At 63.0% G+C, this 25,856-nt stretch carries 23 protein-coding genes; 14 read left to right on the top strand and 9 right to left on the bottom strand.

All coding sequences use genetic code 11. The features are described 5' to 3' along the window. Window positions 1-56: 56 nt before the first annotated feature. Together SALLO_RS0105030 and SALLO_RS0105025 are read left to right on the top strand one after the other, a co-directional pair. Complete coding sequence (locus tag SALLO_RS0105030) at window positions 57-350, top strand: DUF493 domain-containing protein (protein ID WP_022835229.1); 294 nt, start codon at window positions 57-59, stop codon at window positions 348-350. Between the two features lie 39 nt (window positions 351-389). Next, the gene (locus tag SALLO_RS0105025) at window positions 390-2,135 is read left to right on the top strand and encodes a sensor histidine kinase (RefSeq protein ID WP_084696166.1); all 1,746 of its coding nucleotides are present in this window, start codon (window positions 390-392) and stop codon (window positions 2,133-2,135) included. Between the two features lie 25 nt (window positions 2,136-2,160). Here the strand turns inward: SALLO_RS0105025 and SALLO_RS0105020 are convergent, their stop codons facing one another. Next, a complete protein-coding gene (locus SALLO_RS0105020) occupies window positions 2,161-2,445 on the bottom strand; it encodes a hypothetical protein (RefSeq protein ID WP_022835227.1) in 285 nt (94 codons plus the stop codon). A gap of 277 nt (window positions 2,446-2,722) precedes the next feature. On the opposite strand from SALLO_RS0105020, the gene SALLO_RS0105015 reads away from it, so the two are divergent. Then, window positions 2,723-2,932 (top strand): hypothetical protein, encoded by a 210-nt coding sequence (locus tag SALLO_RS0105015; protein WP_022835226.1) that lies wholly within the window; start codon window positions 2,723-2,725, stop codon window positions 2,930-2,932. 77 nt (window positions 2,933-3,009) lie between these two features. On the opposite strand, the gene SALLO_RS15320 is transcribed toward SALLO_RS0105015, so the two are convergent. Continuing rightward, window positions 3,010-5,064 carry a TonB-dependent receptor family protein gene (locus SALLO_RS15320; protein ID WP_084696165.1) on the bottom strand — a complete coding sequence of 685 codons (2,055 nt, stop codon included), beginning with the start codon at window positions 5,062-5,064 and terminating at the stop codon, window positions 3,010-3,012. A gap of 497 nt (window positions 5,065-5,561) precedes the next feature. Here SALLO_RS15320 and trpE point away from each other — a divergent pair, with 497 nt between their 5' ends. From trpE to trpC, 6 genes are all read left to right on the top strand, one after another. Continuing rightward, window positions 5,562-7,070, top strand: coding sequence for an anthranilate synthase component I (gene trpE / locus SALLO_RS0105000; RefSeq protein WP_022835223.1), 1,509 nt, complete (start codon window positions 5,562-5,564; stop codon window positions 7,068-7,070). Between the two features lie 90 nt (window positions 7,071-7,160). Then, window positions 7,161-7,628, top strand: coding sequence for a hypothetical protein (locus SALLO_RS0104995; RefSeq protein WP_022835222.1), 468 nt, complete (start codon window positions 7,161-7,163; stop codon window positions 7,626-7,628). A 41-nt stretch (window positions 7,629-7,669) separates the two neighbouring features. Beyond that, entirely contained in the window at window positions 7,670-8,716 is a 1,047-nt protein-coding gene (gene trpS / locus SALLO_RS0104990; protein ID WP_022835221.1) for a tryptophan--tRNA ligase, read from the top strand. Between the two features lie 50 nt (window positions 8,717-8,766). Next, window positions 8,767-9,474 carry an anthranilate synthase component II gene (locus SALLO_RS15315; protein ID WP_022835220.1) on the top strand — a complete coding sequence of 236 codons (708 nt, stop codon included), beginning with the start codon at window positions 8,767-8,769 and terminating at the stop codon, window positions 9,472-9,474. A gap of 24 nt (window positions 9,475-9,498) precedes the next feature. Further along, window positions 9,499-10,533, top strand: coding sequence for an anthranilate phosphoribosyltransferase (gene trpD / locus SALLO_RS0104980; RefSeq protein WP_022835219.1), 1,035 nt, complete (start codon window positions 9,499-9,501; stop codon window positions 10,531-10,533). Window positions 10,534-10,580: 47 nt separating this feature from the next. Beyond that, the gene (gene trpC, locus SALLO_RS0104975; protein ID WP_022835218.1) at window positions 10,581-11,393 is read left to right on the top strand and encodes an indole-3-glycerol phosphate synthase TrpC; all 813 of its coding nucleotides are present in this window, start codon (window positions 10,581-10,583) and stop codon (window positions 11,391-11,393) included. A 27-nt stretch (window positions 11,394-11,420) separates the two neighbouring features. Here the strand turns inward: trpC and porD are convergent, their stop codons facing one another. The 4 genes from porD to SALLO_RS0104955 all read right to left on the bottom strand — a co-directional run bounded on the left by porD (window position 11,421) and on the right by SALLO_RS0104955 (window position 15,787). Further along, window positions 11,421-12,341, bottom strand: coding sequence for a type IX secretion system protein PorD (gene porD / locus SALLO_RS0104970; protein WP_022835217.1), 921 nt, complete (start codon window positions 12,339-12,341; stop codon window positions 11,421-11,423). A gap of 66 nt (window positions 12,342-12,407) precedes the next feature. Then, the gene (locus tag SALLO_RS0104965) at window positions 12,408-13,382 is read right to left on the bottom strand and encodes a universal stress protein (RefSeq protein WP_022835216.1); all 975 of its coding nucleotides are present in this window, start codon (window positions 13,380-13,382) and stop codon (window positions 12,408-12,410) included. A gap of 135 nt (window positions 13,383-13,517) precedes the next feature. Beyond that, window positions 13,518-14,756 carry a hypothetical protein gene (locus SALLO_RS0104960; RefSeq protein WP_028566919.1) on the bottom strand — a complete coding sequence of 413 codons (1,239 nt, stop codon included), beginning with the start codon at window positions 14,754-14,756 and terminating at the stop codon, window positions 13,518-13,520. 95 nt (window positions 14,757-14,851) lie between these two features. Further along, window positions 14,852-15,787 (bottom strand): tetratricopeptide repeat protein, encoded by a 936-nt coding sequence (locus SALLO_RS0104955; protein WP_022835214.1) that lies wholly within the window; start codon window positions 15,785-15,787, stop codon window positions 14,852-14,854. Between the two features lie 274 nt (window positions 15,788-16,061). Between SALLO_RS0104955 and SALLO_RS17665 the strand changes: the two genes are divergently transcribed. From SALLO_RS17665 to SALLO_RS0104935, 4 genes are all read left to right on the top strand, one after another. Beyond that, a complete protein-coding gene (locus SALLO_RS17665) occupies window positions 16,062-16,640 on the top strand; it encodes a DUF3177 family protein (protein WP_022835213.1) in 579 nt (192 codons plus the stop codon). Window positions 16,641-16,793: 153 nt separating this feature from the next. After that, entirely contained in the window at window positions 16,794-17,294 is a 501-nt protein-coding gene (locus SALLO_RS0104945; protein WP_022835212.1) for a MarR family winged helix-turn-helix transcriptional regulator, read from the top strand. A gap of 101 nt (window positions 17,295-17,395) precedes the next feature. Beyond that, window positions 17,396-17,761 carry a nuclear transport factor 2 family protein gene (locus tag SALLO_RS0104940; RefSeq protein ID WP_022835211.1) on the top strand — a complete coding sequence of 122 codons (366 nt, stop codon included), beginning with the start codon at window positions 17,396-17,398 and terminating at the stop codon, window positions 17,759-17,761. A gap of 250 nt (window positions 17,762-18,011) precedes the next feature. Then, window positions 18,012-20,531, top strand: coding sequence for a heme lyase CcmF/NrfE family subunit (locus SALLO_RS0104935; RefSeq protein ID WP_022835210.1), 2,520 nt, complete (start codon window positions 18,012-18,014; stop codon window positions 20,529-20,531). Between the two features lie 54 nt (window positions 20,532-20,585). Here SALLO_RS0104935 and SALLO_RS0104930 read toward each other — a convergent pair whose 3' ends face one another. Further along, window positions 20,586-20,975, bottom strand: coding sequence for a phage integrase N-terminal SAM-like domain-containing protein (locus SALLO_RS0104930; protein ID WP_022835209.1), 390 nt, complete (start codon window positions 20,973-20,975; stop codon window positions 20,586-20,588). A 227-nt stretch (window positions 20,976-21,202) separates the two neighbouring features. On the opposite strand from SALLO_RS0104930, the gene SALLO_RS15305 reads away from it, so the two are divergent. Then, complete coding sequence (locus SALLO_RS15305) at window positions 21,203-22,537, top strand: dicarboxylate/amino acid:cation symporter (RefSeq protein ID WP_022835208.1); 1,335 nt, start codon at window positions 21,203-21,205, stop codon at window positions 22,535-22,537. Between the two features lie 66 nt (window positions 22,538-22,603). Here SALLO_RS15305 and aroA read toward each other — a convergent pair whose 3' ends face one another. Both aroA and glgB read right to left on the bottom strand, forming a co-directional pair. Beyond that, a complete protein-coding gene (gene aroA, locus SALLO_RS0104920; RefSeq protein WP_022835207.1) occupies window positions 22,604-23,887 on the bottom strand; it encodes a 3-phosphoshikimate 1-carboxyvinyltransferase in 1,284 nt (427 codons plus the stop codon). Window positions 23,888-23,938: 51 nt separating this feature from the next. After that, the gene (glgB, locus tag SALLO_RS0104915; RefSeq protein ID WP_022835206.1) at window positions 23,939-25,807 is read right to left on the bottom strand and encodes a 1,4-alpha-glucan branching protein GlgB; all 1,869 of its coding nucleotides are present in this window, start codon (window positions 25,805-25,807) and stop codon (window positions 23,939-23,941) included. Between the last annotated feature and the right edge of the window lie 49 nt (window positions 25,808-25,856).

Raw genomic sequence — 25,856 nt, 5'->3', positions numbered from 1 at the left:
GTGCTGGCCGCCAAAGTGTTACGTTTTCCCCTAATAATGAAGGATTCTCCACTGTTATGCAAATTATCGAACGAGAAAATGCGGACAATCCCGACGAGTGGTGGGACCGCTTTCGTGAACTTTTGGATGAGGAGAATGAATGGCCCACGCGGTACACGTTTAAGTTTATTGCGCCGGCGGCCCACGTCGACGAGCTGAAGTCGGTCTTTGGCGACCACTCGTTGAAAGTGCGGGCGTCGAGCAAGGGAAATTATTTGAGCGTAACCGCGCATTTGCGCGTGACATCCAGCGATGAGGTCGTTACTGTGTATCAAGAAGCAGGAGCAATTGAAGGCGTTATTGCGCTGTAAAAGACACCCGCCGCGTTTCATAACTCGTTAGATACTGCCTTGAGAGATGCGACCGGCCATTCGCGCAGTCGGCAGGCTGCCATTATAGGACTTTATCTGGTGCTGTTTGCAGCATCAGATACGCTGGCGTTTTTGTTTGAAGTGGCTCCTGGTGTTGGTACATGGTACCCTTCGGCCGGGTGGAACTTGGCGCTGGCTTTCTTGCTGGGGTGGACGGCCGTGCCTGTTCTCTTTTTGGCTCTGCTTGGCAGTGGGCTCTTTATCATGGAGCCGGGGTTGCCGCTACCGGTGCTGCTGGCGCCCGACGCGTGGATTGCGCTGTGCTACGGGGCGGCCGGCGCATGGCTGCAGCGCACGGCGCCGGGCGCTGATCTGTTGTCGGTGCGCGGCGTTCAGTGGTTGTGTCTGGTGGCGGTTGTCCTTCCGGTGCTGGCCGGTGGGGGCGCCATTGCTGGATATTTTGCGGCCGGCGTGCCGGGCTACACGGCGGCCACGCTCAACGAAACGTTTGTGCACTGGTGGCTGGGGGACGCCGCCGCCATCCTCACGTTTATGCCGCTTGCCGTGCTAGGAGCCGCGGCTACCCTTTGGCGGCCCACACGCCGTGTCCGCCTGCGGGTGCCATCCCTTCGAGCCACCGTATTTGGCATAGCCGAGGCTGCAGCTCTGGGCGTGGGTATCTACCTTGCGTTCTTTTCGGTCGCTACAGGGCGGTTTGTGCTCTTTTGGTGCGTGCTCCCGATGCTTTGGATCGCCGTACGGCACGGCTTAATGCATACCATCGCGGCCCTGTGTGTGTTGAATACGAGCGCGGCGCTTGTGCTGCATTACCAGCAGGCCATCGATCAGATGATGTCGGTGCAACTGTTTATGGTGGCCGTCTCGGGGACGATGCTCATCCTCGGCGCCGTCATTTCTGAGCGCACGCGTGCATCCCGTGCGCTACGCCGGGCGGTAGACGCGCTGCGCCAGCGGGTCAGCCCATCGTTTGCGCCAGATGTTGAGCGCCACAAGAGCACGGTCATCCGGGAGGCCGAGCGGCTCGTGGCGCTCAATGAACAGGTGATGGAGGCGGGGCAGGCACTGCAAGAGGCCAACGTCGAAAAAGACCGGCTCCTCTCGGTGCTGTCACACGACCTCAAAAACCCTCTCATCGGCATTAGTGGGCTTACGGAGGTGCTGATCGATGACGACATGCCGCGGGATGACGAGCTGCGAACGCTATCGCTGATGCACCAGTCGTCGCAGCAAGCCCTCGCGCTCATCGACAATTTATTGGCGTGGGCCCGCCTGCAAACGGGGCCCCTACAGCTTACCCCCGAGGTGCTCAACATGCGTAGCGTGGCGACACGTACAATTGGGTTGCTAGAGAGCCAGGCGTCGACGAAGCAACTGACCCTCACCAACCGCATTGCAGCCGACGTGCGCGTGCGTGGCGATCAGTTCGTGGTAAGCACCATACTGCGCAACATCCTGTCGAATGCGGTGAAGTACACGCCGCCGGGGGGCGACATCTTGCTCACGGCGGAATCGACCGAAGCGTGTGTTCGGATATGCGTAGAAGATACCGGCGTGGGCATTGCACCGAAACGGCTCGAAGCGCTGACAACAGCCACCGAACGTGCGCCTGCGTACGCCTCGGCCCGGGGCACGTCTGGCGAGCACGGCACAGGGCTAGGGCTGGCGCTCTGCCACCTGCTGGCCGAGCGGGCCGGCGGCACGGTGGACATCGAGAGCACGCCTGGGGTGGGCACAACGGTTACCATCGCGCTGCCGCGATCGTGAGCCCACAGGGCTGTTGAGGCGGCTCCTAAGCGAAGGTCTTCGGTCGCTGCAGCGGCTCCCAAACGCCCGCATTGAGCAGACGTGCAACTTCGTGCTTGGGCCAGGCACGGTACCGCAGCCGCGGCGGGTACACAACCGATGCATCATCCTCCGACAACCACTCGAAGTACACGTCGGTGGAGGTTTCAAACAGCACACCGAGCTGACAATTTTTGCCGTGCAGCACGTACTTGTATGCGTGCTGGCCCGGGCGCTTGTTGAACGTGAAGCCGGCCGGTGCTTCCTTGCGAAACGTTTCGAGGGTACACATGATGTGATGTTGGTTCCTTAAGTAGACAGGATCTAAACTAAGGGGGGCGTAGGTTTTGGTCCACGAACGATTGATGAAATGCGACGGCGCTGTAATCACTCAGGCGCTGATGCGTGCATGCGAGTTGTCCACGTGCAAAATCGTGGTATGGTGCCGTTTACGGGCATTCCGCGTGATTTAGACCGCCTATAAACTTGCACGCAAGTGGATCTGATGGGTAGTCGGCAGGTTGTGTACCCACAGCATTCATAGATCCTTAGCAACCCAAAGAATTGTTATGGCCCACGCGATTCAATCGATGTGCACGGCGTGCAAGCACCTGAACCGGAACGTGGACGAGCCGTCGTGCGAGGCGTTTCCCGAAGGCATTCCGGAGGACATCTGGAAGAACCATCACGACCACCATGAGCCGTACCCGGGCGACCAGGGCGTGCGCTTTGAGATTGCGCCGGTCCCCGAGACGAAAGAGCAGACGGTGTCCGCGTAACGTCTGACGTTCTCGGTCTGTCGGTGCCATGCAGCGGCCGATGCCTCTCCGGGCGTCGGCCGCGTGCCGTTTGGGGGTCATTGAAGCTGCAGGCTGAGGCCTGCGCGCCAGTGTCGTCCGGCCGCCGGTTCGTAGTACCGTCCGCCAAAGGCGTTCACGACCACGGCGTCGGTGTAGGTGGCGCCGAGCACGTTGTTGACTTCCACAAAGGGCTGGAGCAGCAGGGCATCGGTGAGCGGCAGGCCGGGATGACTGGCGCGCACGTCGAAGACGGTGTATCCGTCGTTAGCTGCGGTGTTGGCGCTGTTTACGGCATAGCGGTGTACCAGCCGGTAGTTGATGCTGAGATGCAGCGGGCGAGGGGGCGTCCACGCCAGGGCGCCGCTCCAGCGATGCGGCGGTACGCCGGGCACCTCGTTTCCGGTGATCGACGTTCCGTCGGCTAGCGTGCCCGATGTGAGGCGCGCCCGCACGTACGTGTAGCTGGTGCGCCAGCGGACGTTGTGCGGCAGGCGCCACCGCACGGCTGCTTCCACGCCCAGGTGCCGCGCGCGGCCCGCGTTGCGGAAAAACGTCTCATCGTTTGCGTTTTGAAACGGCAGCAAGAGGTTGCGCACCTGCATGCCAAACAGGGTAAGATCGTAGCGCAGGCGTTGGGGGGCGGCCCGCCCCTGGGCGCCCACTTCCAGTCCAACCGTGCGGGCCGGCTGAAGCGTCGGGTTAAATCCGCCGCCGCCATCGGGCCGGTTGCCCAGCTCGGTGGTGGTGGGCGTCTCAAGCGCCGTGCTCACGCTCGCATACAGCCGCGTTTGAGGCAGCATCAGCTGCACGCCTACCGAAGGGCTAAGCGCCTGAAAAGTGCGCGCGCCGGTATCTGCGCGGCCCGCGGTGCGGTCGGTGGCAGCAAAGCGGAGGCGATCGTAGCGCACGCCCGCGCTCCATTGCAAGCGCCCCATGGCGTAGGTGCCCCGCCCAAAGGCCGCAAGGGTGCGCACCGTCTCCAGCTGGTCCACCAAGCGCACATCCCGCAGCCGCTGTCCATCATCACCAATGCCGTACTCCACGCGGTCGTCGCGCTGGAGCTTAACCGCCGCGCCCAGTCCCCAGCCCACCGCGCCCAGGTCGCGCTCCCAGGTGAGGCGGCCTCCGCCGCCGCGGCGGTCGACCGTAATGTAAGCAAACGGCAGCGGGTTTTCGAGGTCCCGAAAGAGGCCGTAGCCGGTAGCGCGCACCGTGCCTAGGGCCGCATGATGCGTGTACGTGGCGCCCACCTGGCCTTGCATCGACGTCTTGCCGGCGTCCACCGCCGTAAACGCGTCACGCGCTTGCTGCGGATTTGCGCGCACGGCTTGTTGGCCAATCGATCCGGGCGACTCGGCCTCCGGCATGCTTGAAAAAGCGCCCATCACGCGAAGCGACTGCTGCGGACCCAACACGAAGCGCCCGGTAGCGCCCGCGCGGGCCAAACGGGCCGAGCTGTGGGAACGGTAGCCGTCTTGCGTCAGATAGGAGCCGTACGCCGAGAGCGTGTGCGGCCCCACATCGGGCGTGAGCTGCACGTCGGTCTTGGACAGGCCGTACGATCCTACGACCTGCCGGAAGCGAAGGGGCGCCGCATCGGCCGGCGGCTGGGTGGAGAGATAGACGACCCCGCCGCTGCTATTTCCCCAAAAGGTAGAGGCCGGTCCGCGGATCACCTCCATGCGCCGGATGAACGACGGATCGACGATGTTGAGCACCGACTGGCCATCGGCCGTGGTGAGGGGGATGCCGTCCATGACGATTTGCACCCCACGCACACCAAACTGCGAGCGCCAGCCCATGCCCCGCATGGTGATGCGATAGCCAAGGGCATAGTGCTCGCGGCTGCTGATCCACACGCCCGGTACGCCATATGCAAAATCCTCCAATGCCAGCGCGGCCCGCGTGTTGAGGTCGGCCGCCGAGCGCTCCACCACGCTCACCGCAAACGGCGCGGCCCGCGTCGTAAGGGCAAACGGCGTGCTGCGTACAATCACCGGACGGAGCCGCACCGTCTGTGTGTCGACGGGCGCCGGGGCGGTACCCTGCTGTGCGGAGGCATTGGCAGCGCAAAGGCCCAAGAAGCAAAGCGCAAAAACGAAAGGTCTCATGCTCACATCGTGTCGAAAAGAATAAACCGCTGTTTAGGCTGTATTTGAAAACCCCTCGCGGACTGCGCCCGGTTGGGTAGCCGCTGCCGCTGCGTGGTGCTGCATCGTTGTAGGCCCGCTACCCCTGCTTCGAACGCCGTGCAGCTACGGCTTCCCCCACGGGCTCGGGCTCACGTTGATTTTTCAAACACAGCCTACCCAACCTCTGGGCTGTCATGGTGATTCTGCGTTGCCAATGGGTTGCATCGTGCCGTAGCGCATGCAGTCTCTACAGGCTTTTCAAGGGCGAGCGTCTTGCGCCTTTTCGCTGTGGTGCGTAGCATACACCTGTTATGCGTCCTCAATTTGCGACATGGTGGCGTTGGCGGCCCTCATCCCTGAGGGGCAGCCGCTGCTGCGCATTTGCGACGTTTCGTTGAGCAATTTCGCGCATATCGTCTACCGCCTGCCCGCTGCCTCCCGCCGACGCAGTGGGTTTTTATTTTTCCTCCACGCCTATGACGTTTGACGACTTCCGAGACCACGCGACGCGCGCCTTCGAACAGGGCCATGAGCGGTGCATCGTGCCGGTGCACGTACGCCGCAGCGCCGACTTGCTTACGCCTGTAACCGCCGTGCTGGCGCTTCGTGAGGACGCCTCGCACACCTTTCTACTGGAAAGCGTGGAGGGCGGCAAAAAGCTGGCGCGCTACTCCTTCTTGGGGCGCAACCCGTACCGCCTCGTGTGGGCCACCGACAACGGCCACGACGTGCACGTTAAGGAATACCGCACGCCCGACGCGCCCCTGCCCGAGGACGCGACCGACGGTACCATCTTTGCCGTCATGCAGCGCCTTATCGACCGGTACCACGAAGTGGCGGTTGCCGAGCTGCCGCGCCTTACGGGCGGCGCCGTGGGCTACATGGGCTACGACACGGTGCGCTGCATTGAGCACCTGCCCGACGTGCCCACCGACGACCTGAAGCTTCCGGATGCCACCTGGGCGTTCTACGACACCGTGGCTGCGTTCGATCATGTGCGCAACCAGTTGATGCTTGTGGCGCAGACGTTCCTCACGCCCGAGAGCGACCTGCGCGCGGCTTACGACGATGCCCACGCGCGCCTCGAGCAACTGGAAGCCGACCTCAAGCGCACCCCGCCGCCCCCGGCACCGGTCGATCTGCCCGCCGAAGATCTCTCGTCGACCTTTGCGCAAGACGATTTTGAGTCGGCGGTGCGCGCGGCCAAGCAGCACATCACCGATGGCGACATCTTTCAGGTGGTTCTTTCGCAGCGGTTTAAAACGTCGTTCTCGGGCGACCGCATCAACCTGTACCGCGCGCTGCGGCAGGTCAACCCGTCGCCGTACCTGTTCTACATGGAATTTGGGCCGTTCGCGCTGGTCGGCTCGTCGCCCGAAGTGCTTGTGCGCGTCGAGGACGGGCAGGCCGAGGTGCTGCCCATTGCGGGGACGCGCCCGCGCGGCGAGACGTCGGAAGAAGACGTTGCCCTGGCAGAGGAGCTCCTGAACGATCCCAAAGAGCGGGCCGAGCACCTGATGCTTGTGGACCTGGGCCGCAACGACCTGGGGCGCGTGAGCCGGTTTGGGTCGGTGGAGGTGGACCGCTACGCCTACATCGAGCAGTACTCGCACGTCATGCACATTGTGTCGTCGGTGGTGGGGCAGGTTGACGCGGCGCACGGCGCGCTGGATGTGCTGGCGGCATGCTTTCCGGCCGGTACCGTAAGCGGTGCGCCCAAGGTGCGCGCCATGGAAATCATTGACGCGATGGAGCCGACCAAGCGGGGCATCTACGCCGGTGCGGTGGGCTATATCAACTTCGATGGATCGCTCGACACGTGCATTGCCATCCGCACGATGCTCACCCACAACCAGACGGCGTACATTCAGGCCGGCGCGGGCATCGTGGCCGATAGCGAGCCCACGGCCGAGTACGAAGAAACCCGCAACAAGGCCGCGGCGCTGCGTAAGGCGCTGCACGTGGCGGCCGAAGGACTCCTGTAGGCCGCTGCCGCCCCGCCCCGGCGTGAGGCACAATCGCGCCCCCTGCTCGTCACACCTTCGTGCATGCACCCTTTTCAACCTGCTTCTGTTATGGCGAATCCTATCAAGAGTGTTCTGCTAAACCGCGGATGGGCTGGCAAAACCATCACCCGCGAGGAGACGGTGGAGCGGCTGAATCCGATCATCGAGGCCCACATCCGCCTCAACCGGGCCTACGGCTACGTGGTGGCGGAGCACCCCAACGAGCACGTGACCGACGGCCTCGGGGCGCTGCAAAAGACCGCGCGCGCCGATGTGGGCAAGCTCTCGGAGACGGTGCTAAGCTGCGGCGGCGTGGCGTACAACGGCACCGACATTCCGCGGGGCAGCATCTCGCTGGGCGACGATCCGGCCGACATGCTCTTGCAGCTCAAAGACCAAGAGCAGGCGTTTCAGGAGCGGCTGCGCGACGAGCTCGACGACATCAACCATCAAATTCGCACCCGCGCCATCCTGGAGGTCGTAAAGCGCAACAGCGCCGAACGCCTGCAGGTGCTGCGTAAAATGACGAGCCGCTAACCGCCTCGTTTTCCATTCATTCGTTGCATTCCCCTGTTTGTATGTCTGACGCCTCCCCCGCTGCTTCCGCTGCCGCTGCTGACGACGCCCCGGCATTTCCGCCCGTGGTCGTCTCGGGCATTCAGCCCTCGGGCAAGCTCCACCTGGGCAACTACTTCGGCGCCATCCGCCAACACATCGATCTGCACACGCGGCACGATGCGTTCTACTTCATCGTGAACTACCACGCCATGACCTCGGTGCAGGATGCCGAGGCGCTGCGCCACAACACGTTCGATGTGGCGCTCGATTACCTGGCCCTCGGCTTCGATCCGGAGGAGGCGGCCCTTTTTGTGCAGAGCGACGTGCCGGAGGTGACCGAGCTGATGTGGATGTTCTTCAACCTGATCCCCACCAGCCGGCTGGAGAAGGGCGTGGCGTACAAAGACAAAGTGGCGCAGGGCCTAACGCCTAATGCGGGCTTGTTCAACTATCCGGTGCTGCAGGCGGCCGATATCCTCATCTACGGCGGTACGCTCGTGCCGGTGGGGGCCGATCAGAAGCAGCACATTGAAGTGACCCGCGACATTGCGCGCTGGTTTAACACCACCTACGCCCCGGCCGACGATCCGCTCTTTCCGGAGCCCGAGGCCCACATTTTGGACGACGTGGCGGTCATTCCCGGCACCGATGGCCAAAAGATGTCGAAGAGCTACGGCAACACCATCGGCATTTTTGACGAGGGCGCAACGCTAAAGGACAAGGTGTACAGCATCGTAACCGACTCGACGCCGCTCGACGAACCGAAAGATCCGACCACGTGTAACGTCTTTGCCCTCATCAAGCATGTGGCCGATCCGGAAACGGCGGCGAGCATTGCCCAGAAGTACCGGGCCGGCGGCTACGGCTATGGCCACGCCAAGGGCGAATTGCTGACGCTCATTGACGACTACTTCGCGGAGGCGCGCGCCCGCCGGAAGGAACTGGCGCAGCGTCCCGATTACGTGATGGATGTGCTGCGCGACGGCGCCCGCAAGGCCCGCGCGCAAATCGCGCCCATCATGGCCCGCGCCCGTGCCCTCACCGGCATTGCGTACGATGGGTCCTAACAGACAAAACCCCTTCCCACGGACGTCTTCCCCTAAGCCGCGCATGTGCTATGATTCTGGTCATCGACAATTACGACTCGTTTACGTACAATCTGGTGCACCTGGTGGGTGAGCACACCGACGAGGTAACGGTGGTGCGCAACGACGCCTTTACGCTGGCCGACGTCCGCGACCTGGCGCCCCGCGGCATCCTGATTTCGCCAGGGCCCGGCCGCCCGGCCGATGCGGGGCTCTCGGAGCCGGTCATCGAAACGTTTGGCGCGGCCATTCCCATTTTGGGCGTGTGCCTGGGCCACCAGGCCATTGGCGAGGTGTACGGCGCCACCGTCACGCAGGCGCCCGAGCTGATGCACGGCAAAACCTGCATGGTACATCACGACAACCAAAGCGTGTTTGCGGGCCTGCCGCAACCGTTTGAGGCCACCCGCTACCACTCGTTGGCGCTCGACCCGGACACCATCCCGCAGGCCCACCTGGAGGTCACCGCGCGCAGTGATGAAGGCACCATCATGGGCATTCGCCACCGCGCGTTTTTGGTGGAAGGGGTGCAGTTTCATCCCGAAAGCGTGATGACCAAGGTGGGCCGCCAGATGATTGGCAACTGGCTGGAACAGCTCAAGCCCCTGGGCGATCATGCGCTCGACGACATTGCACTGCCCGAGCCGTCGCCCGCGTCTGATACAACGCCCGCCGCCGCGTCCGATACCAAAGACTCGGGGCCCGCGACGCTCATCTTTGAGCCCGGCTCCCCTTCGTAGTTCTACCGATTTTTCCCTTCCGTTGTGACTGAGTACCTCGAAACGATTGCCAGCGGCCAAGCGCTCACCCGCGCCGAAGCCGAGGATGTGATGCGGCAGATGATGACGGGCGAGGCGTTGCCCGAGCACAGCGCGGCGCTCCTCATGGGGCTGCGCACGCGCGGCGAGACGCTGGACGAGCTGGTTGGCTTCACGTCGGTGATGCGCGCGTTTGCCGTGTCGGTTGACTGCGACGACCCGCACGCGGTGGACCTCTGCGGCACGGGCGGCGACGGGCCGAGCACCTTCAACATCTCCACCACCGCCTCGCTCATTGCTGCAGGCGCTGGGGTGACCGTGGCGAAGCACGGCAACCGCTCCGTCTCCTCAAAATCGGGCTCGGCCGACGTGCTCGAAGTCCTGGGGGTTAACATTGCCCTGGGGAAAGCGGGCGTCGAGCACTGCTTGCGCGAAGCGGGCATTGCCTTTCTGTTTGCCCCCTACTTCCACCCGGCCATGAAGCACGTGATGCCGGTGCGAAAGGCGCTGGGCCTGCGGACGTTCTTCAACATTTTGGGGCCGCTGTGCAACCCGGCCGGCGTGACGCGTCAGTTGGTGGGGGCGTTTAACGACGAGACCGCCCAGCGCATGGTGCGGATTTTGGGGCAGCTTGATGCCGAGCACGTGGTGACGCTGCACAGCCGCGACGGCCTCGACGAGCTGTCCATTGCCGATGCCACGACGCTCTACGAGTACGATGCGGCCGAGGAGGCCCCGGTGGCCCGCAGCCGCCAGGTAACCCCCGAAACGCACGACCTGAAGCGGGCGCCGCTGCAGGAGCTGAAGGGCGGCGATGCCCAGACAAATGCAAAAATCCTGCGGGCCATCCTAGCGGGTGAGGACCAGAGCGCGCGCCGCGACATCGCCGTGCTCAACGCCGGCTATGCGCTGCACGTAAGCGACCGGTTTGATACGCTTGACGAGGCCCTCGCCGCCGCCCGCGAAAGCATCGACAGCGGAGCGGCCCTCCAAACCCTGCACACGCTCATCGACGCCTCACAGGCGGCGCCCTCCGCGTAGCCGGCGCGCCAAGCGCATCCATCTGTTTTCTTTTGTGACCGCTCCCTATGAGCATCCTCGACCAAATCCTTGACGACACGCGCACGCTCATCGCGCAGCGCAAGAAAGACACGCCCATCGAGGCGCTAAAGCAGCGCCCGCTGTATGCCGACCGGGAGCCGCTCTCGCTTGTGGAGGCCCTGCAGCAGTCGGGCATGTCGTTCATTGCCGAGGTGAAAAAAGCATCGCCCTCGAAGGGCGTCATCCGGTCCGATTTCCGTCCGGCCCAGATCGCGCAGCAGTACGCCGCGCACGACGCGCATGCCATCAGCGTGCTCACCGAGCCGACGCACTTTCAGGGCTCGCTGCAAAACATGGCCTGGATTCGTGCGCACGTCACCGATGTACCGCTTCTGCGCAAGGACTTTATCGTCGACCGGTACCAGCTTCACGAGGCCCGCGCCGTTGGGGCCGATGCGGTGCTCCTCATCGCTACGGCTCTCAGCGCCGGGCAGCTCTACGACCTGCATGCAGAGGCTACCGAGCTGGGCCTGCAATGCCTCGTGGAGGCGTATACGTTCGATGATCTCGCGCGCATCGACTTTGATCAGATACAGCTGCTTGGGATTAATAACCGCGACCTGAAGACTTTTGACGTCGACATCGACCACTCGCTGCGCATGTTTGCAGAGGTGCCGCGCCACGTGGGCCGCGTGTCAGAGAGCGGGCTGAGCGACCCCGAGACGCTGGTGCGCTTGCGCCAGGCGGGCATCAACGCGGTGCTCATCGGCGAGCACTTCATGCGGGCGGCGCATCCGGGCGAGGCACTAAGCGACCTGCGAGACGAAGCCCGCGCCATTGCAATGGCGCAGCGCACCTGATGGGCCGTCGGCACCATCGGGCCGCGGTTAGCCACCAACCAGTGCGCTGTAGGTGGAGGTATGGGCCGGGTCGATCTGTGTGAGGATGCCGTACGCCGATTGCGCGAGCCCCGAGTCTCGAAAGACGGCGGTTAGCTCGTCGTACTTGGCGGCAAAAAAGAGATCGAGTGCATACGCCCTGGAGGTTTGCTGGCTGACCTGCTCGATGGCGCGCAGCGCGTTCAGGATGTCGGTGCGGGCCTGCTGCGTATCGGTCACAAAGCGGTCGAGGCCCTGCAGGTGGTAGCGGAACAGCGCCTGGCGCAGCGGCTCGAAGCGCGCACTCAGCAGCTCGTCGATGAGCTCCATGCGGCTCTGGGCGCCTGCAAGAGACGACCAGCCCGACGCCCCGGCCGACCGTGCCTCCTCGCCAATATCGCGGGCCTTCTCGAAAAATCGCGTGCCGCCGAGGGCGCTGAACGTGTCGTAGTCGTAGCCCAGCACGATGTACGCGTAGAAGCTCAAGATGGACGTGATGGGGTCGTACTGCCCGGGCGTGTCAATGAGCGGCGTGCCGCGCGTGTACTCGAAGGTCCACTGCGTATCGCTCACGCGCAACACCGGCGTCCGCTGGGCGGTGTTGTAGATGGGCCGGGTAGAAGCGACGGTGAGCCGCGCCCGAAACTCGGTCAAGCTCACGGCCTCCTGCATCAGAATCTGGAAGCTGCAGTCGATGCGCTCAAAGGGCTGAAAAGTATCCTCCGTCCAGCTGCGTTCGTTAAGAAAGCGCTGCACCCGGCGCTCCAGGTTGTCGAGGTACGTGTACTGCGAGCCGTCGAGCTGCGAGTAGTTAATGCTCACCGAGCAGTTCAGCTCCTGGGCCGCCGCGGGGGCCGTATCCCAAAAACTCCACAGGAGGAGCAGGACGGCCGGTAGGAAAGCGAGCGTGTCGGGCAAGCGGACGCGCATGGCGGTGGCGTCTCTGGTGGAGTGAAGCTCAGAGGTTGCCAACCGCCACACGCAGACGCATGTTTCTCAAGCTTCGGGTGCTTGCTGTGCGTCCTCATCTTCCGCGGGCGCTGCATCGGGCAGGTAGCGTTCGGGGAACGCGGGCACCGTGAGGACGGGCGCTTCTACGGTGCGCACCACCTGTTCGGTCACGCTGCCAAGCAGCAGGTGCTCCAGTCCGGTTAGGCCGTGGGTTGACATCACCACGAGGTCGCTGCCAAATTCGTTGGCGGCCTCGGCGATGCCCTTCGCGGCGCGTCCGGTGCGCACGTGGGCCTTTACGGGAACGCGCGGCCCCTTCGTCTCCGTGATAAACGTCTCAAGTTGTGCATCGGCCTTGTCGTCCAGATGCGGATCGATGTCGTACACCGAGCTCACGCCGCCCACATAAAAGGCGGGGTGCAACGGTTCCTCCATCACAAAAAGCACATCGAGCGTGGCGCCGTAGGTGTCGGCCCAGTGGCGGGCCGCGGTGAGGGCTGCGCGCGCGTGCTCGGAGAAGTCGACCGGAACGAGCAGCCGCTGAACGGACGGCAGTGCGTGCGGCGGCTCATCGGTATCGGTGGCCCGTACGGTTAACGTCTCGCACGGTGCGCGCCGCACCACTTCTTCCGCAACGCTCCCCAGCAGAACGTGGCGGAGGCCCCGGCGCCCGTGGGTACCCATCACAATCAGATCCATGTTCTGGGCATCCGCATACCGAAGGATGGCGGGCCCGGCGGCCACGTCACGTTCCACGGCTTCCACAACCTCTAGCGCGGCCAGCCGCTCGCCAAGGGAGGTGCCATCGGTGCGCTTCTGCAACTCCGTGCGTACTTGTTCGACTGTTGCCGCCGGATGCGGCTGGTTTTGGCTGGAGAATGGGTCCTCGTAGAGCACCTCGGCATACAACACGTGCAGGGTGGCCTCGAAGCGCTGGGCAATATCCAGCGCATACGGCAATGCACGATTGGCCGTAGTGGAGAAGTCGGTGGCAAAGAGAACGCGATGGATGGACGGCATAACGCATGACGGGTTGAGGAACGTAGGCTGCGAACACCACCAGTTTAATGACGAAAGGGGCCGGCGTGTGCCATCAAGCACAGGCCGGCCCCTCGCGGAAAATGCGCATCATGGTGTGGGGCCTTTCCCCACAAGCTACAACTCGAAGGCAAACCGCAGCGCGTGAATGTAGCTGCTCACCTGCCCGGGGGTGCGGCCTTGCTCCACGGCGTGCAACGCATAGTTGACGTGAAAGACGCCGAGGTGCAGCCCGGCGCCCACGGAGGGGTAGCCCTGGCTGATACCCGTGCGCAGGGCCAAGAAGCGGGTCAGATGGGCGCGGGCGCCGAGGTGGAGGTGCGCCAGGAAGGTTTGATCGACCTGCGGGCTTCCGTACCCGATGTAGTCGGCGCCAAAGGCAATGTCGGAAAAGGGCCCCAGCCGATCCAGCTGATAGCCCGCCCCGATGCGGTATGACTGTTCCAGGTTGAAGCGCGCCTGTGCGAGCGCTACCTCGGCCGCAACGCGTTCCGCGCTGATGCTGCCGGAGGCGTCGATGAAGCTTCCCACGATGGGAATGTCGGCCGGCGTACCATAGACGTCGTAGTTGTAGCCGGTGTGCAGGAGGTCGTACACGGTCATGCCAACGGTGAGGCGGCCCGGCAGCGGGAGGAAGTTGACCTCGTACAGCCCGCCTACATCAATGCCCAGGTTGGTGCCCTCTAAGAGCACGACCTGTTCATCGGACGTAAAGGTGTCAAGCGGTTTGTCTTTGAACGAGAGGTATCGCTTGGTGTATTTGACGGTGGCGCCGCCCGAGATTCCTGCAGGGAGTTGAACACCGGCCGAAGCGACAGCGATAAAGTCGTTGCGGTTGATGAGGCTCACCTGTGGAACGCCCAATCCGGCATTGTAGAGGCGAAAGCTCGCATCCGTTTGGGCGTACAGGCCGCCGCCAATGCCCACCACGCCGCCCAGATTGCGCGTAAAAGCCGGGAGCAAGAGCCCGACGCTGCCCTGGGAGGGCGTCCCGGTGATTGCGAGCGCATCGTTGTAGAGCGTTTCGAGCTGCTCGTCGGGAATGTTGTCCAGGCCCTGTTCTATCGCGGGCTCCAGGCGGTCGTCAAAAAACGAGGACTGTTCCCGCACCTGATCGCTGAGCGTGCCTTGCAGGCCCAGAACGCGCGTGGCCGACGGGGTGTGGGGAAGGTGGGCCGGGTTGTAGAAAAATCCGGACATGGGGTGGGGCAAGGCCACGCCCACGTCGCCCATGCCGAGGGCCGCGATCGACGAAACGAAGGCTCGTTCGGTGCGGCGCGGATTCTGGCTGTGGGCTGGAGCAACGCTCAGGAGGAAAAGGCAGGTCGCAAGGACCGTGGTCGTAAGAAAACGCATGAGATCGGGGCTGCAAGGGATACAAGGTGAGGGGGCCGCACGACCGGCAGTGCGCGCGTGGGGCCGCCGCCGGTCCTGCGCTTGCGGGCGCCGGGTCAGCGCACGCGGAAGGCCGACGTGTTGCCGGTGCATTCCTGACGATCTTCCGCGTCGATGTTCTCGATGATCGCCGTGATCATGCGTTGCAGCGATTCAGGAATGATGCCGGTGTCATCATTCGAGCCATAGAGCGTATTCTTGTCCTCGATGAAGCGAAGGGCCAGCGCGAGTTCACTCTCCGAGCCGATGAGGTTTTCCTGCTCGGCAATGCGGTACGCTTCGCATTCCAGCGCGTCCAGGTCGGTTTGCTCGGGCGCGCAGAAGACAATGCTGTCGTTTGCATCGCGGAAGAGCTTGCCGCCGCGGGCCACCGCCTCATTGTACACAAGCAAGACCGCTTCGCCGATGTTGCTGAACGCGGCGATGGTGTACCAGCTTGCTTTCAAATCGGCCGGTAGCTCGTTAAAGGCTTCCGTTTGTGCAAACGCCATTTCGATGATGTTTCCGGCGACGCGGTTAATTACGCCCTCGTTGTCGATGAAAGGGGCGAGCGCAGGGACGCCTTCCAGCGCGATGCGTTCGTATCCTTGAGCGGCCGGATCGGGCTCGGCGGCTTCGAGGCTGCATTGCAAACCGGCTTTCGGTGCAAACAGCGAGCGGGCGGCGTCGTCTTCAAGTCCCGAAATGTAATCGACAAGCTCCTTGAGGTCGATCACGTTCAGGCCTGCCTGGCCGTAGAGCGCTGTTGAAAGCTTGATGCGAACCTCGGGGTTCTCGGGCGCCTGCTCGTAGGCGGTCTCAAGAAGCTCAACGGCTTTGTCGTAGTTGCCCTGGCTAATGGCAACATTTGCATCGGCAACGAGCTCATCGACGGTATCGGCGCTGTCGAGCGAGCCTGATCCAAACAGGTTGCAGCCGCCAAGTAGGGCTGCGGCGCATATAAGGACAGCCAGCGTGCGGTGTGGGCGCAGTAATGAAAGCACGTATTTCATAATCTTCAATTGGGTTTATTGCGTCTGGTGGATGCTAGAGTGTTGGGTGCATAGGGTCGTGAGACGCACCCTGTCGCGGGATAGCTGCGTAGACTCCTCCCCGTGAGCCTGAAACGAAGCAGACGATCCAGAAGAATACCTCACGCAGTTGCTATAGGTTACGTGAGCAATCATGCTATAGATAAAAACGCACTGCGCCAAAAACAAAGAAAATGCGGCGCATCTTTTGCGCGACTGTGTATGCCCCCCGTTTCCTCCGTTGGTATGCCCCCTCATGACGCTTTACGAACTGCTCATCCGTGTCGATTTCGTGCTTGCCGTTGGGCTTTTGGTCATCGCGCCGCTCATACTGTTGGGCCTGTCGCTCCGCCAGCGGGGCCTTCGAGGCCGCATGCTGGTGTACTGGCGGGCATCTGCCCTGCTAGGCATTACGGTTTACTTCTGGGCCGATGCCGAGCCGATTGGGTTTGCAACGGGCTACTTGGCCCGGTTGCTCATTCCATTAGCCCTTTGGCGAGGCGACGTCTTTTTCGCGATACGCATGCACGGCCCGCTCACGGGCGACACAGCGCGGGTGCGTTCTTTTAAGGCATGGCAATACGTCGCCATCGTGTACAACCTCATGGGGCTTGTGTACATGCTTCCGCTGTGGCAATGCGTTGTGGGGGAGGATGGGTTGCGGCTGTGCCAGGCATGGTACGGTCCGGCGCAGCAGTACGCCGCCTGGGTGCACCCGACGCTTGATAGCATGTGGCTGGCCCGCTACGCGTGGTTTGCCCTGGGCCTCTACGCGCTGTATCTATTGGCCTCGGGCCTGCGATTTCAGCGACTCCGGGCCCGTCAGCGTGTGTGATGGAAGCCACGTATGTGGACTGTGGGAGGCTGTGATAAACTCGTAATAGGTGTGACAACATGGAACGGATTCCATCGGTGGATGTGCTCTATAGCGCGTGCGGATAGATTTGCACAAGCACCGAAAAAGCGCGGCCCTCGCGTACATACGTTCATGGATCTGGCACCGGGCAGCATGGGCACGACCCTAAAAGACCACATTCAGCAGGAGGCACCGTTCGAGAGCGACGCGCACGAGGCGCTGCTCAACCTGTTTGTGGCCGCTGGCGTGTCGCGTCGGCGGATAGAGCGCGTCTGCCGGTCTTACGACTTGCAGTTTAGTCACTACAACATTCTTCGCATTCTGCGCGGCGTGCATCCGCAGGGACACGCGCGCTGCGACATTAGCGAACGAATGGTAGACCCATCGCCCGATGTGACGCGGCTGATTGATAAACTGGTGGACCGTGGGCTCGTGCGCCGGTCTCAAAGCGAAGCCGATCGCCGCATGACCATCCACACCATCACCGATGAGGGGCTGGCGCTCCTCGACGAGATGCACCCCGACATTCAGGCGGTGCAGGAATGGTTCGCGGCCCGCGTTTCTCCGCGCGACTTGCGGCATCTTTCGCGCATTTGCGAAGGCATCTACACCGATTACACCGAAGACCTGTAGCCGCAAACCGCGTGTTGCAACGGCATTTGTGCATTGCACGGCCGAGGCGCACGTGCTGCCTACAGCCTCCACTATTCATCCATCAACATCCCTACCGAACCATGAGTGCATCCCTCCAGCAACTAGAAAGCGAACTCAACGACCGCATCTTGCAAGGCGACATCCTCGGCGCGTTTGAAGACTTTTACGCCGAAGACGTCGTAATGGAAGAAGGCGAAGACAAGCGGGTTGGCAAAGATGACAACCGCGAGTACGAAGAGCAATTCGTTGGCGCCCTCCAAGAGTTTCACAAGGGCGAAGTAACGGCTGCAGCCATCGACGAAGAGAAGAATGTGACCTTCTCGGAGTGGGACATGGAGTTCACCCTGGAAGGCGCGGGCCGCGTGCGGCAGCGGCAGGTGGCGGTGCGCACGTGGAACGATGATGGCAAAATCGTCAACGAGAAGTTTTACAGCATCGGCGGGTAACCGCTCGCGTACTGCTTTGTGTGCAACGAGGGGGCTGCGCCTAACGCGTGGCCCCTTCGGTTTGTGCATTCGGCAGACGGTTGAATGCGAAGGACTTACCGGGGGAGAGTCAGCGGGCGCGTGCTGTCCCAATTCCACATGAATCCGGTGAGCGGCGCTGCACGGGAGCTGCCCGCAGCGGAACTGAACCTTGCATTGCGGGATTTCCAACACATCACCGATCCATCCTGCCCACCACCCCGTTGTTGCTATGCTGGGGACCCTTGGCGAAGTTCTGATCCTTGTTGCATTCGTGGCCTGTGGCGCATCTGCCCTTCTCTTCTTCTGGGGCGCGCAATACAACGATCCCCGCTGGACGCGCCTGGGGCGCTGGAGCTGGGCCGGCATGTCGGCGGCCGTAGTTGCTGCCTCGGGCTTGCTGTGGTACTTCTTCTTTAGCCACGCCTACCAGTACGCGTACGTCTACCAGCACTCGTCGAACGACCTCCCGCTTCACTACCTCTTTTCAACGTTTTGGGCCGGACAGGAGGGCTCGTTCCTGCTCTGGATTCTGATGATGTGTGGCGTTGGCGGCCTTCTTATTGCGTATGTGCAGCGGGAGTACGCATCGCACGTCCTCGCGGTGGTCGCGCTTTGTCAGGCCTTTTTGCTGTCGATGGTGGTCGGGTTGCAAATTGGGCCGATCGAGATTGGCGCCTCGCCCTTTCTAACGCTGGCAGAGAAATTCAAGGATGCGCCCATCTTCCAGCAAAACCCCGGCTTTGTGCCGGCCGACGGGAAGGGCCTCAACGAGCTGCTGCAAAACCCGTGGATGACGATCCACCCGCCCATGCTGTTTGCGGGGTTCTCGTCGATGGTGGTGCCGTTCGCGTTTGCGATTGCCGCCCTGTGGCGCCGTACCTACACCGAATGGGTCCGCCCGGCGCTGCCCTGGACGCTCTTTGGCGTGACGGTGCTGGGCGTGGGCATTGCCATGGGCGGCTACTGGGCCTACGTGACCCTCTCCTTTGGCGGCTACTGGGCGTGGGATCCGGTGGAAAACTCGTCGCTTGTGCCGTGGCTTGTGGGCGTATCGGCCTTTCATACCATGCTGGTTCAAAAAAAGAGCAGCGTCAGCCAAAAGTCGTCACTCTTCTTTTGCATCCTGGCGTACCTGCTCGTCATCTACTCCACGTTCCTGACGCGCAGCGGCATCTTGGGCGATGTGTCGGTGCATTCGTTTGTGAGCCTGGGCCTGTACAACCAGCTGCTGCTTTGGATTGCGGCCCTGGGGGGCCTCGGGTTTGGACTGCTGGCGTACCGGTGGCGCCAGCTGCCCCGCCCCGACCGCGAGCCGACGATGCTCTCGCGTGAGTTTATGATCTTCTCGGGGGCCGCGCTCCTGGCCGTTACGGCACTGGTTATCATCCTGGGCACCAGCGCACCCATTCTGGGCCAAATCTTTCGCGACAATGCCTCTACGGTACCCATCGAGTTCTACAACAAGTGGACGCTTCCGCTGGCGATTGGCTTCGTTTTTCTGGCGGGCCTCGGGCAGTTGTTTTGGTGGAATAAGATGCGCGTTGACGCGCTCAATCGCATCCTGCTAAAGCCCATCGCGTTTGCGGTGGTGTGCACTATCGCCGTGCTCATCCTGACGCCGTTTGCGCAGCACGTGGCCGCGCCGCCCGCCGCGGCGCCTGCGGGCCCGACGCAAGCCGGGCTTGGGGCTGCATTAGAGCAGTTCTGGGCCAGCTATGGACAAGCGGTACAGCTGCTGCTGCTCATCTTTGCGGGCTTCTTTGCGCTCTTTGGCAATGGCATGGTGCTGTGGCGCGTGGGCAAGGGTAATCCGCGCATGGCGGGGGGCGCGCTGGCGCATGTCGGCTTTGCTGTGCTCATCTTGGGCGTGGTGGCGTCCAGCGGCTTTAGCGAGGCCTTGCCGCGCGTGGGCGACACGGTGCGCCCGGGCGGCGATCAGCCCCGCGAGAACTTTGTGCTGGCCAAGGGCGACACCCGCACGGTGGGGGGCTATCAGGTCACCTACCAAGGCACCGAGCCTGCACCGCGGGGCCGCACCCGCTACATCCTCGACGTGCGCGATCCGATGGGCCGCACCTACACCATGAAGCCGGTGGCGTATGAAAGCGACGATGGACAGTGGTTCTTGCACCCCGACGTGAAGTCGTTCGTCGAAAAAGATTTGTTTGCCGCCGTAACGCCCCGAGCGGCCACGGGCGTCGATAAGGAGAAAAAAGGACCGGGCGGCGAGTTGCAGCTGGCACAGGGCGACTCAACCATCATTGGCGATCGGCAGTTTGCGCTGGCCTTCGAACGGTTCGAAATCCTGAAGGCCCCGCGCGGCCTGCCCATGCAGGAAGGCAATGCACCGGCAGCGCTCAAGGAGAAGGTGCCCGCGAACGCGCAGATGGCGGTGGGGGCTCGGGTGCACGTTACCAACCTGAAGACGGGCGTGCGCCGGACGCTCATGCCCATCTACGTGATCATGCAAGACCGCTCGCAGCGCTACATCGAGAACCGCGTGGCGGACTGGAACTTCCGGATTGCGTTCACGCAGATGAACGTGAATGACGGCAAGGCGCAGTTTGCCATCAAGGGCGTCGATGTGATGCCCGAAGATTGGGTGGTGGTGCAGGCCTACACCAAACCGGCCATCAGCCTGGTGTGGGTTGGCATCATTGTGCTGACGATAGGCTTCATCATCGCGATGATACGGCGCGTGCAGGACCTGCGCGTGTTCGAGCGGCAGCGCATCAATCGCACCTCGTGAGCGCTCGTACGCGATGGTGCAGAGGTCCTTGCCCCGTTAAACCCATGTGCCCCGTTAAGCCGGTGCGTTGCCCGTTATGTCCCAGAGCGACGGCGGCGCGTCCGATACGCTTCGGTACGTGGGCAGCGGCTCGTCCAGCGGCTGCTCCAACACGCGGTCGTACAGAAAGAGGAGCGCCTCGCGGGCCTGCTCCTGATCGCTCGCGCTGATGCCCGGGCGCTCGGCAAGGTGCGAGAGGAAGCGGCTCACATCTGCGGTGGTGCGTTCGCCAAGCGGGCGGTCGGGGGCATGCCATACGTATGCCTCAATCCAGTGCACAACCATCGGTTCGTGCTGCGGCGGCCGCTGCTCGGCCCGGTAGATGCTGCGCACCGCCTGCCGGAGATAAAATAGCACTTCGTGCAGCGAGCGCGCGACGTGGGGCTTTGGGGATGTTAAGCTCATAGCAGGCCGAAAAAAGTCCGAAAACGAATGTCCGCACCCCAAGGGTACAACGTGCGCGGCTGACGAGGTATCACCTTTGGCGCACGTCCAACTAGGCAGATGGAGTCATGCTGCAGCCTCTTGCGGCGCGCCAACTTCCTGAATTTCGTTCAAACCGCTTGTGTCCTATCCATGGAACCCCTTTCTTAACATATCCATCATGGAAAACCCGGTCCAACTGACGTCCTATGCCCTGGTATAAAGAGCTGCACTGGCAAATTCTCATCGGTCTCGTCCTCGGTCTGCTGTATGGCCTGCTGGCCGCCGCGCAGGGCTGGACGGGGTTTACGAGCGACTGGATTGCGCCCTTCGGCACAATCTTCCTGAATTTGCTCAAGCTGATTGCCGTACCGCTGGTGCTGGCGTCGCTGGTGATGGGCGTGGCGTCGCTGTCTGATCTGAGCGACCTCTCGCGCATTGGCGGCAAGACGTTGGGGCTGTACATGCTTACCACGGTCATTGCCCTCACGATCGGCCTGACGTTCGTGAATGTGTTGCAGCCGGGAGCGGCTGTGCCCGATGCGATGCAGGAGCGGCTGGTCCAAACTTATGAGAGCGATGTGCAGGCGCGGCAAGAGTTTGCGCAGGGCGCGAAAGACCGCGGGCCGCTGCAGCCCATCGTGGATATGGTGCCGGCCAACTTCTTCAATGCCGCGTCGGACAACGGCAACATGCTGCAGGTCGTGTTCGTGGCGATCTTTGTGGGCATTGGGCTGATTCTCATTCCGAAGGAGAAGGCGCAGCCCCTGCTTGACGTGTTCGACAGCCTGAACGACCTGGTCATTCGGTTGGTGGAGGTGATCATGTACACGGCGCCCATTGGCGTTTTCGGCCTGTTGGCCGACGCCATCACGTCCATTGCCGGCAACAACCCGGGCGAGGTGGTCGAATTACTTTATGCACTGGGCTGGTACTGCCTCACGGTGGTGCTGGGGCTGGCCACCATGGTGTTTATCGTGTATCCCATTTTCCTGAAGCTCTTTACCAGCACGCCCATCGGTACCTTCTTTCGCGGGATGTTTCCGGCGCAGCTGGTGGCGTTTTCGAGTTCGTCGAGCGGGGCTACGCTGCCGGTAACCATGGAGTGTGCGGAGAAAAACTTGGGGGTCTCGGAGAAGATTTCCTCGTTCGTCTTGCCCCTGGGCGCTACGGTGAACATGGACGGCACGGCGCTCTATCAGGCGGTGGCGGCGGTGTTTATTGCACAGGTGCTGGGCATTGATTTGTCGTTGGCGGCGCAGCTCAACATCATCTTTATCGCGCTGCTGGCGTCCATTGGCACGGCGGCGGTCCCCAGCGCGGGCATCGTGATGCTAGTCGTCATTCTGGAGTCGGTGGGCGTGCCCAGTGCAGGCATCGCGCTGATTCTGGGCGTCGACCGTCCGCTCGACATGCTGCGTACCACCAACAACATTACGGGCGATGGCATGGTGGCTTCGGTCATCGCGGGCAGCGAGGACGAGCTGGATCTTGAGGGCGCCGATGGGCAGGTGCTGACGGCGGACGTACGGGCAACGGCCTGATGTCCGGGCAACGTGGATCGATTGCTTGGCAGCGTCCGCCGTTCACCAGGGCCTGGACGCTGCGGCTCACGCGGCGGCCGCGTCCAACACCTCCCAGAAGTTGGGAAACGAAACGGCCGCGCAGTCGGCATCGGTGACGGTGGTGGTGCCGTGCGCTACGAGGCCCGCTACGCCCATGGCCATGGCGATGCGATGATCGTCGAAGCTAGGCACGGTGCTTCCCAGGAGATTGGCGCCCTCGCCATGGATGGTAAGACCGTCCTCTTGCTCATCGACGGTGGCGCCAAGGGCCCGCAGGTTTTGCGTGATGGCGTGGAGGCGATCGGTCTCCTTTACGCGAAGCTCGCCGGCCTCGCGGATACGGGTCGTGCCTTCTGCGCACGCGGCGGCAACGGCCAAAATGGGAATCTCGTCGATTAGGTTGGGGATGAGCCGCCCGCCAACGTCTACCCCCTGCAGCGGAGCATGGCGCACGGTGAGGTCGCCCATGGGCTCGCCGCTCGCGGCGCGCTCGTTGCTCACGGTGATATCGGCCCCCATGCCTTCCAGGACGTCCAGGAGCGCCGTGCGCGACGGGTTGAGGCCCACGCCCGTGAGGTGCAGCTCGCTTTCGGGCACGAGGCTCGCAGCTACAAGAAAGAACGCAGCCGCTGAAAAGTCGCCCGGCACGTGCCACGTGCGTGCTTCAATGGGGGTGCCGCCGGTGACGTGAATGTGCCGCTCGCCGCCCACCTGGTCGATGGGAAGTCCCAGCATGCGCTCGGTATGATCGCGGGCAGGCGTGGTCTCGATGACGGTGGTGGTGCCGTGGGCGTAGCGCCCGGCCAGCAGCACGCACGACTTCACCTGCGCCGATGCGACGGGCAGCCGGTACTCCATGGCCTGTAGCCCGTCATGCGCCGGGCGCACCCGGATGGGCGCGGTGCCTTCGCTGAGCGTGACGCGGCCATGCATCGCCTGCAGCGGATCGGCAATGCGCTGCATGGGGCGCGCGCGCAGCGAGGCGTCGCCGGTGAGTTGCGAGCCAAACTGCTGCCCCGCCAGGATGCCGGCCAGCAGCCGCATCGTGGTGCCGGAGTTGCCGCAGTCGAGCGGCGCATCGGGTGGGGTAAGGCCGTGCAGGCCGCGTCCGTGCACCACGAGGCCGTCGTTCGTCTCCTCCACCCGAATGCCCAGCGCCCGCACGCAGTCGAGCGTAGACTGCGGATCGGCCGCGGTGGAGTAGTTGTGGATGCGCGAGGGCCCGCTGGCAATGGCGGAGAGGAGCGCCGTACGGTGCGCAATGGACTTGTCGGGGGGGAGGGCGATGCGGCCGGACAGGGCGGTCGCGTGTGCAATGGTCTGGTCCACAAAAACGGGGGATCGATGCAAAGAAAACGCTGTGGGTATGCAACACCCGTACTACCGCGGTTGCTCCAAAACCAGTGCGCCCAGTGGCGGGAGGGTGAGCTCTACCGAGTGCGTGCGCCCTAGCATGGGCACGGCATCGGCTGTAACGCCGCCGTCGTTGCCCACGTTGCTGCCGCCATACACGTTGGCGTCGCTGTTGAGGCGCTCGGCCCAGTAGCCGGCGCGCGGTACGCCCAGCCGGTACGGCTCGCGCACAATTGGCGTGAAGTTGAAAATGAAGAGCAGGTCGCGCGCGTCGCTCTTGCGGCGATAGGCCAGTACGCTGTTCTCGCGGTCGCCGTACGAGAGCCATTCAAACCCATCGGGCGTGTCGTCCCACAGGGCGGGGTGGTGCCGGTAGAGCGCGTTCAGGTCGCGCAGCCAGTGCATGACGCCCGCGTGGTGCGTATCGTCTGTCAGGTGCCAATCGAGCGATGCGTCGTGGCTCCATTCGCTGGGTTGCCCAAATTCCGACCCCATAAACAGCAGTTTTTTGCCGGGATGGCCAAACATGTGGGCATACAGCAGGCGCAAGTTGGCCGCCTTTTGCCACGCATCGCCGGGCATTTTGCCCCACAGGGAATCCTTGCCGTGCACCACCTCGTCGTGCGAGAGTGGCAGGGTGTATTGCTCCGAGAAGGCCCAGCTGAGGGTCCACGACAGCTCGCCGTGGTGGTATTTGCGATGCACGGGTTCTTTGCTCATGTAGGTGAGCGTGTCGTGCATCCAGCCCATGTTCCACTTGTAGAGGAAGCCCAGCCCGCCCTGGTCGACCGGCGTAGAGACGCCCGGCCAGGCCGTCGACTCTTCGGCCATCATCAGGGCTTCGGGAAAGTGGGCGTACACCTGCTTGTTGGTCTCCTGCAGCAAGCTAATCGCCTCCAGATTTTCGCGGCCGCCGTGTACGTTGGGCGTCCAGTCGTCGCCGCGCGAGTAATCCCGATACAGCATGGAAGCCACCGCATCGACGCGCAGGCCGTCCACGTGGTACTTCTCCATCCAGAACAGCGCATTGGCGATCAGGAAGCTGCGCACGCCGCCCCGTCCATAGTCAAACACGTACGTGCCCCAGTCGGGGTGGTGGCGCATCTTGGGGTCGTCGTAGGCAAAGAGGTGCGTGCCGTCGAAGTAGGTGAGGCCCTGCGGGTCGGGGGCAAAGTGGCCGGGCACCCAATCCATGATGACGCCAATGCCGCGCTGATGCAGGTAGTCGATCAGGTACATGAGGTCGTGTGGCGACCCGTAGCGGAAGGTTGGTGCATAGTAGCCCAGCACCTGGTAGCCCCATGAGCCGTAGTAGGGATGTTCGGCCAGCGGCAAAAACTCGACATGTGTGAAGCCCATGTCCTCCACGTGATCGGCGAGCGGCTCGGCGATTTCTCGATACGAGAACGACTCGCCGTGTTGTTTGTGGCGCCACGAGCCGAGGTGCACCTCGTAGACGGAGACCGGTCCGTTGAGCGTCGCGGGGCCCTGGCGGTTGTCCATCCAGGCGTCGTCGTTCCAGCTGTAATCGTCAAGATCGGTGACGATCGCCGAGAGGCCCTCGTAGGTGTTGGGGGCGGGCGGTTCCATCTGGAAGGCAAACGGATCGGTGCGGTCCAGCCGGTCGCCGTCTACGTTCAGGCGGTACTTGTAGCGGTCGCCGGGGCGGGCGCTGCGGAGGTAGCCTTCCCATAGGCCGCCTTCCATGCGGCGCAGCCCGTCGGCGTCGGGCGACCAGTCGTTGAAGTCGCCCATCACCGTCACCGAATCGGCGTTGGGCGCCCATACGGTAAACCACGTGCCGGCCTGGTTTGGGTGGGCGCCGAGGCGGTCGTAGCAGGTGTAGTGGGTGCCTTCGTTCCAGAGGTACGCATCGTCGTCGGTTAGACGCGGCATGGCAACAAGCAGATTGGTCGAGGATAAGCCGAGGCGGAGTCTACAAGGT

It is taken from the genome of Salisaeta longa DSM 21114, assembly GCF_000419585.1.
GTDB classification, from domain to species: Bacteria; Bacteroidota; Rhodothermia; order Rhodothermales; family Salinibacteraceae; genus Salisaeta; species Salisaeta longa.
Note: the sequence above shows the minus strand (reverse complement) of the source record. Positions and strands in the feature narration are given on the sequence as shown.

Coding starts and splice junctions, on each gene's coding strand:
- SALLO_RS0105030 (WP_022835229.1), top strand. CDS start 57: ATGCAAATTATCGAACGAGAAAATGCGGACAATCCCGACGAGTGGTGG.
- SALLO_RS0105020 (WP_022835227.1), bottom strand. CDS start 2,445: ATGTGTACCCTCGAAACGTTTCGCAAGGAAGCACCGGCCGGCTTCACG.
- SALLO_RS0105015 (WP_022835226.1), top strand. CDS start 2,723: ATGGCCCACGCGATTCAATCGATGTGCACGGCGTGCAAGCACCTGAAC.
- SALLO_RS15320 (WP_084696165.1), bottom strand. CDS start 5,064: ATGAGACCTTTCGTTTTTGCGCTTTGCTTCTTGGGCCTTTGCGCTGCC.
- trpE (WP_022835223.1), top strand. CDS start 5,562: ATGACGTTTGACGACTTCCGAGACCACGCGACGCGCGCCTTCGAACAG.
- SALLO_RS0104995 (WP_022835222.1), top strand. CDS start 7,161: ATGGCGAATCCTATCAAGAGTGTTCTGCTAAACCGCGGATGGGCTGGC.
- trpS (WP_022835221.1), top strand. CDS start 7,670: ATGTCTGACGCCTCCCCCGCTGCTTCCGCTGCCGCTGCTGACGACGCC.
- SALLO_RS15315 (WP_022835220.1), top strand. CDS start 8,767: ATGATTCTGGTCATCGACAATTACGACTCGTTTACGTACAATCTGGTG.
- trpC (WP_022835218.1), top strand. CDS start 10,581: ATGAGCATCCTCGACCAAATCCTTGACGACACGCGCACGCTCATCGCG.
- porD (WP_022835217.1), bottom strand. CDS start 12,341: ATGCGCGTCCGCTTGCCCGACACGCTCGCTTTCCTACCGGCCGTCCTG.
- SALLO_RS0104965 (WP_022835216.1), bottom strand. CDS start 13,382: ATGCCGTCCATCCATCGCGTTCTCTTTGCCACCGACTTCTCCACTACG.
- SALLO_RS0104960 (WP_028566919.1), bottom strand. CDS start 14,756: ATGCGTTTTCTTACGACCACGGTCCTTGCGACCTGCCTTTTCCTCCTG.
- SALLO_RS0104955 (WP_022835214.1), bottom strand. CDS start 15,787: ATGAAATACGTGCTTTCATTACTGCGCCCACACCGCACGCTGGCTGTC.
- SALLO_RS17665 (WP_022835213.1), top strand. CDS start 16,062: ATGACGCTTTACGAACTGCTCATCCGTGTCGATTTCGTGCTTGCCGTT.
- SALLO_RS0104945 (WP_022835212.1), top strand. CDS start 16,794: ATGGATCTGGCACCGGGCAGCATGGGCACGACCCTAAAAGACCACATT.
- SALLO_RS0104940 (WP_022835211.1), top strand. CDS start 17,396: ATGAGTGCATCCCTCCAGCAACTAGAAAGCGAACTCAACGACCGCATC.
- SALLO_RS0104935 (WP_022835210.1), top strand. CDS start 18,012: ATGCTGGGGACCCTTGGCGAAGTTCTGATCCTTGTTGCATTCGTGGCC.
- SALLO_RS0104930 (WP_022835209.1), bottom strand. CDS start 20,975: ATGAGCTTAACATCCCCAAAGCCCCACGTCGCGCGCTCGCTGCACGAA.
- SALLO_RS15305 (WP_022835208.1), top strand. CDS start 21,203: ATGCCCTGGTATAAAGAGCTGCACTGGCAAATTCTCATCGGTCTCGTC.
- glgB (WP_022835206.1), bottom strand. CDS start 25,807: ATGCCGCGTCTAACCGACGACGATGCGTACCTCTGGAACGAAGGCACC.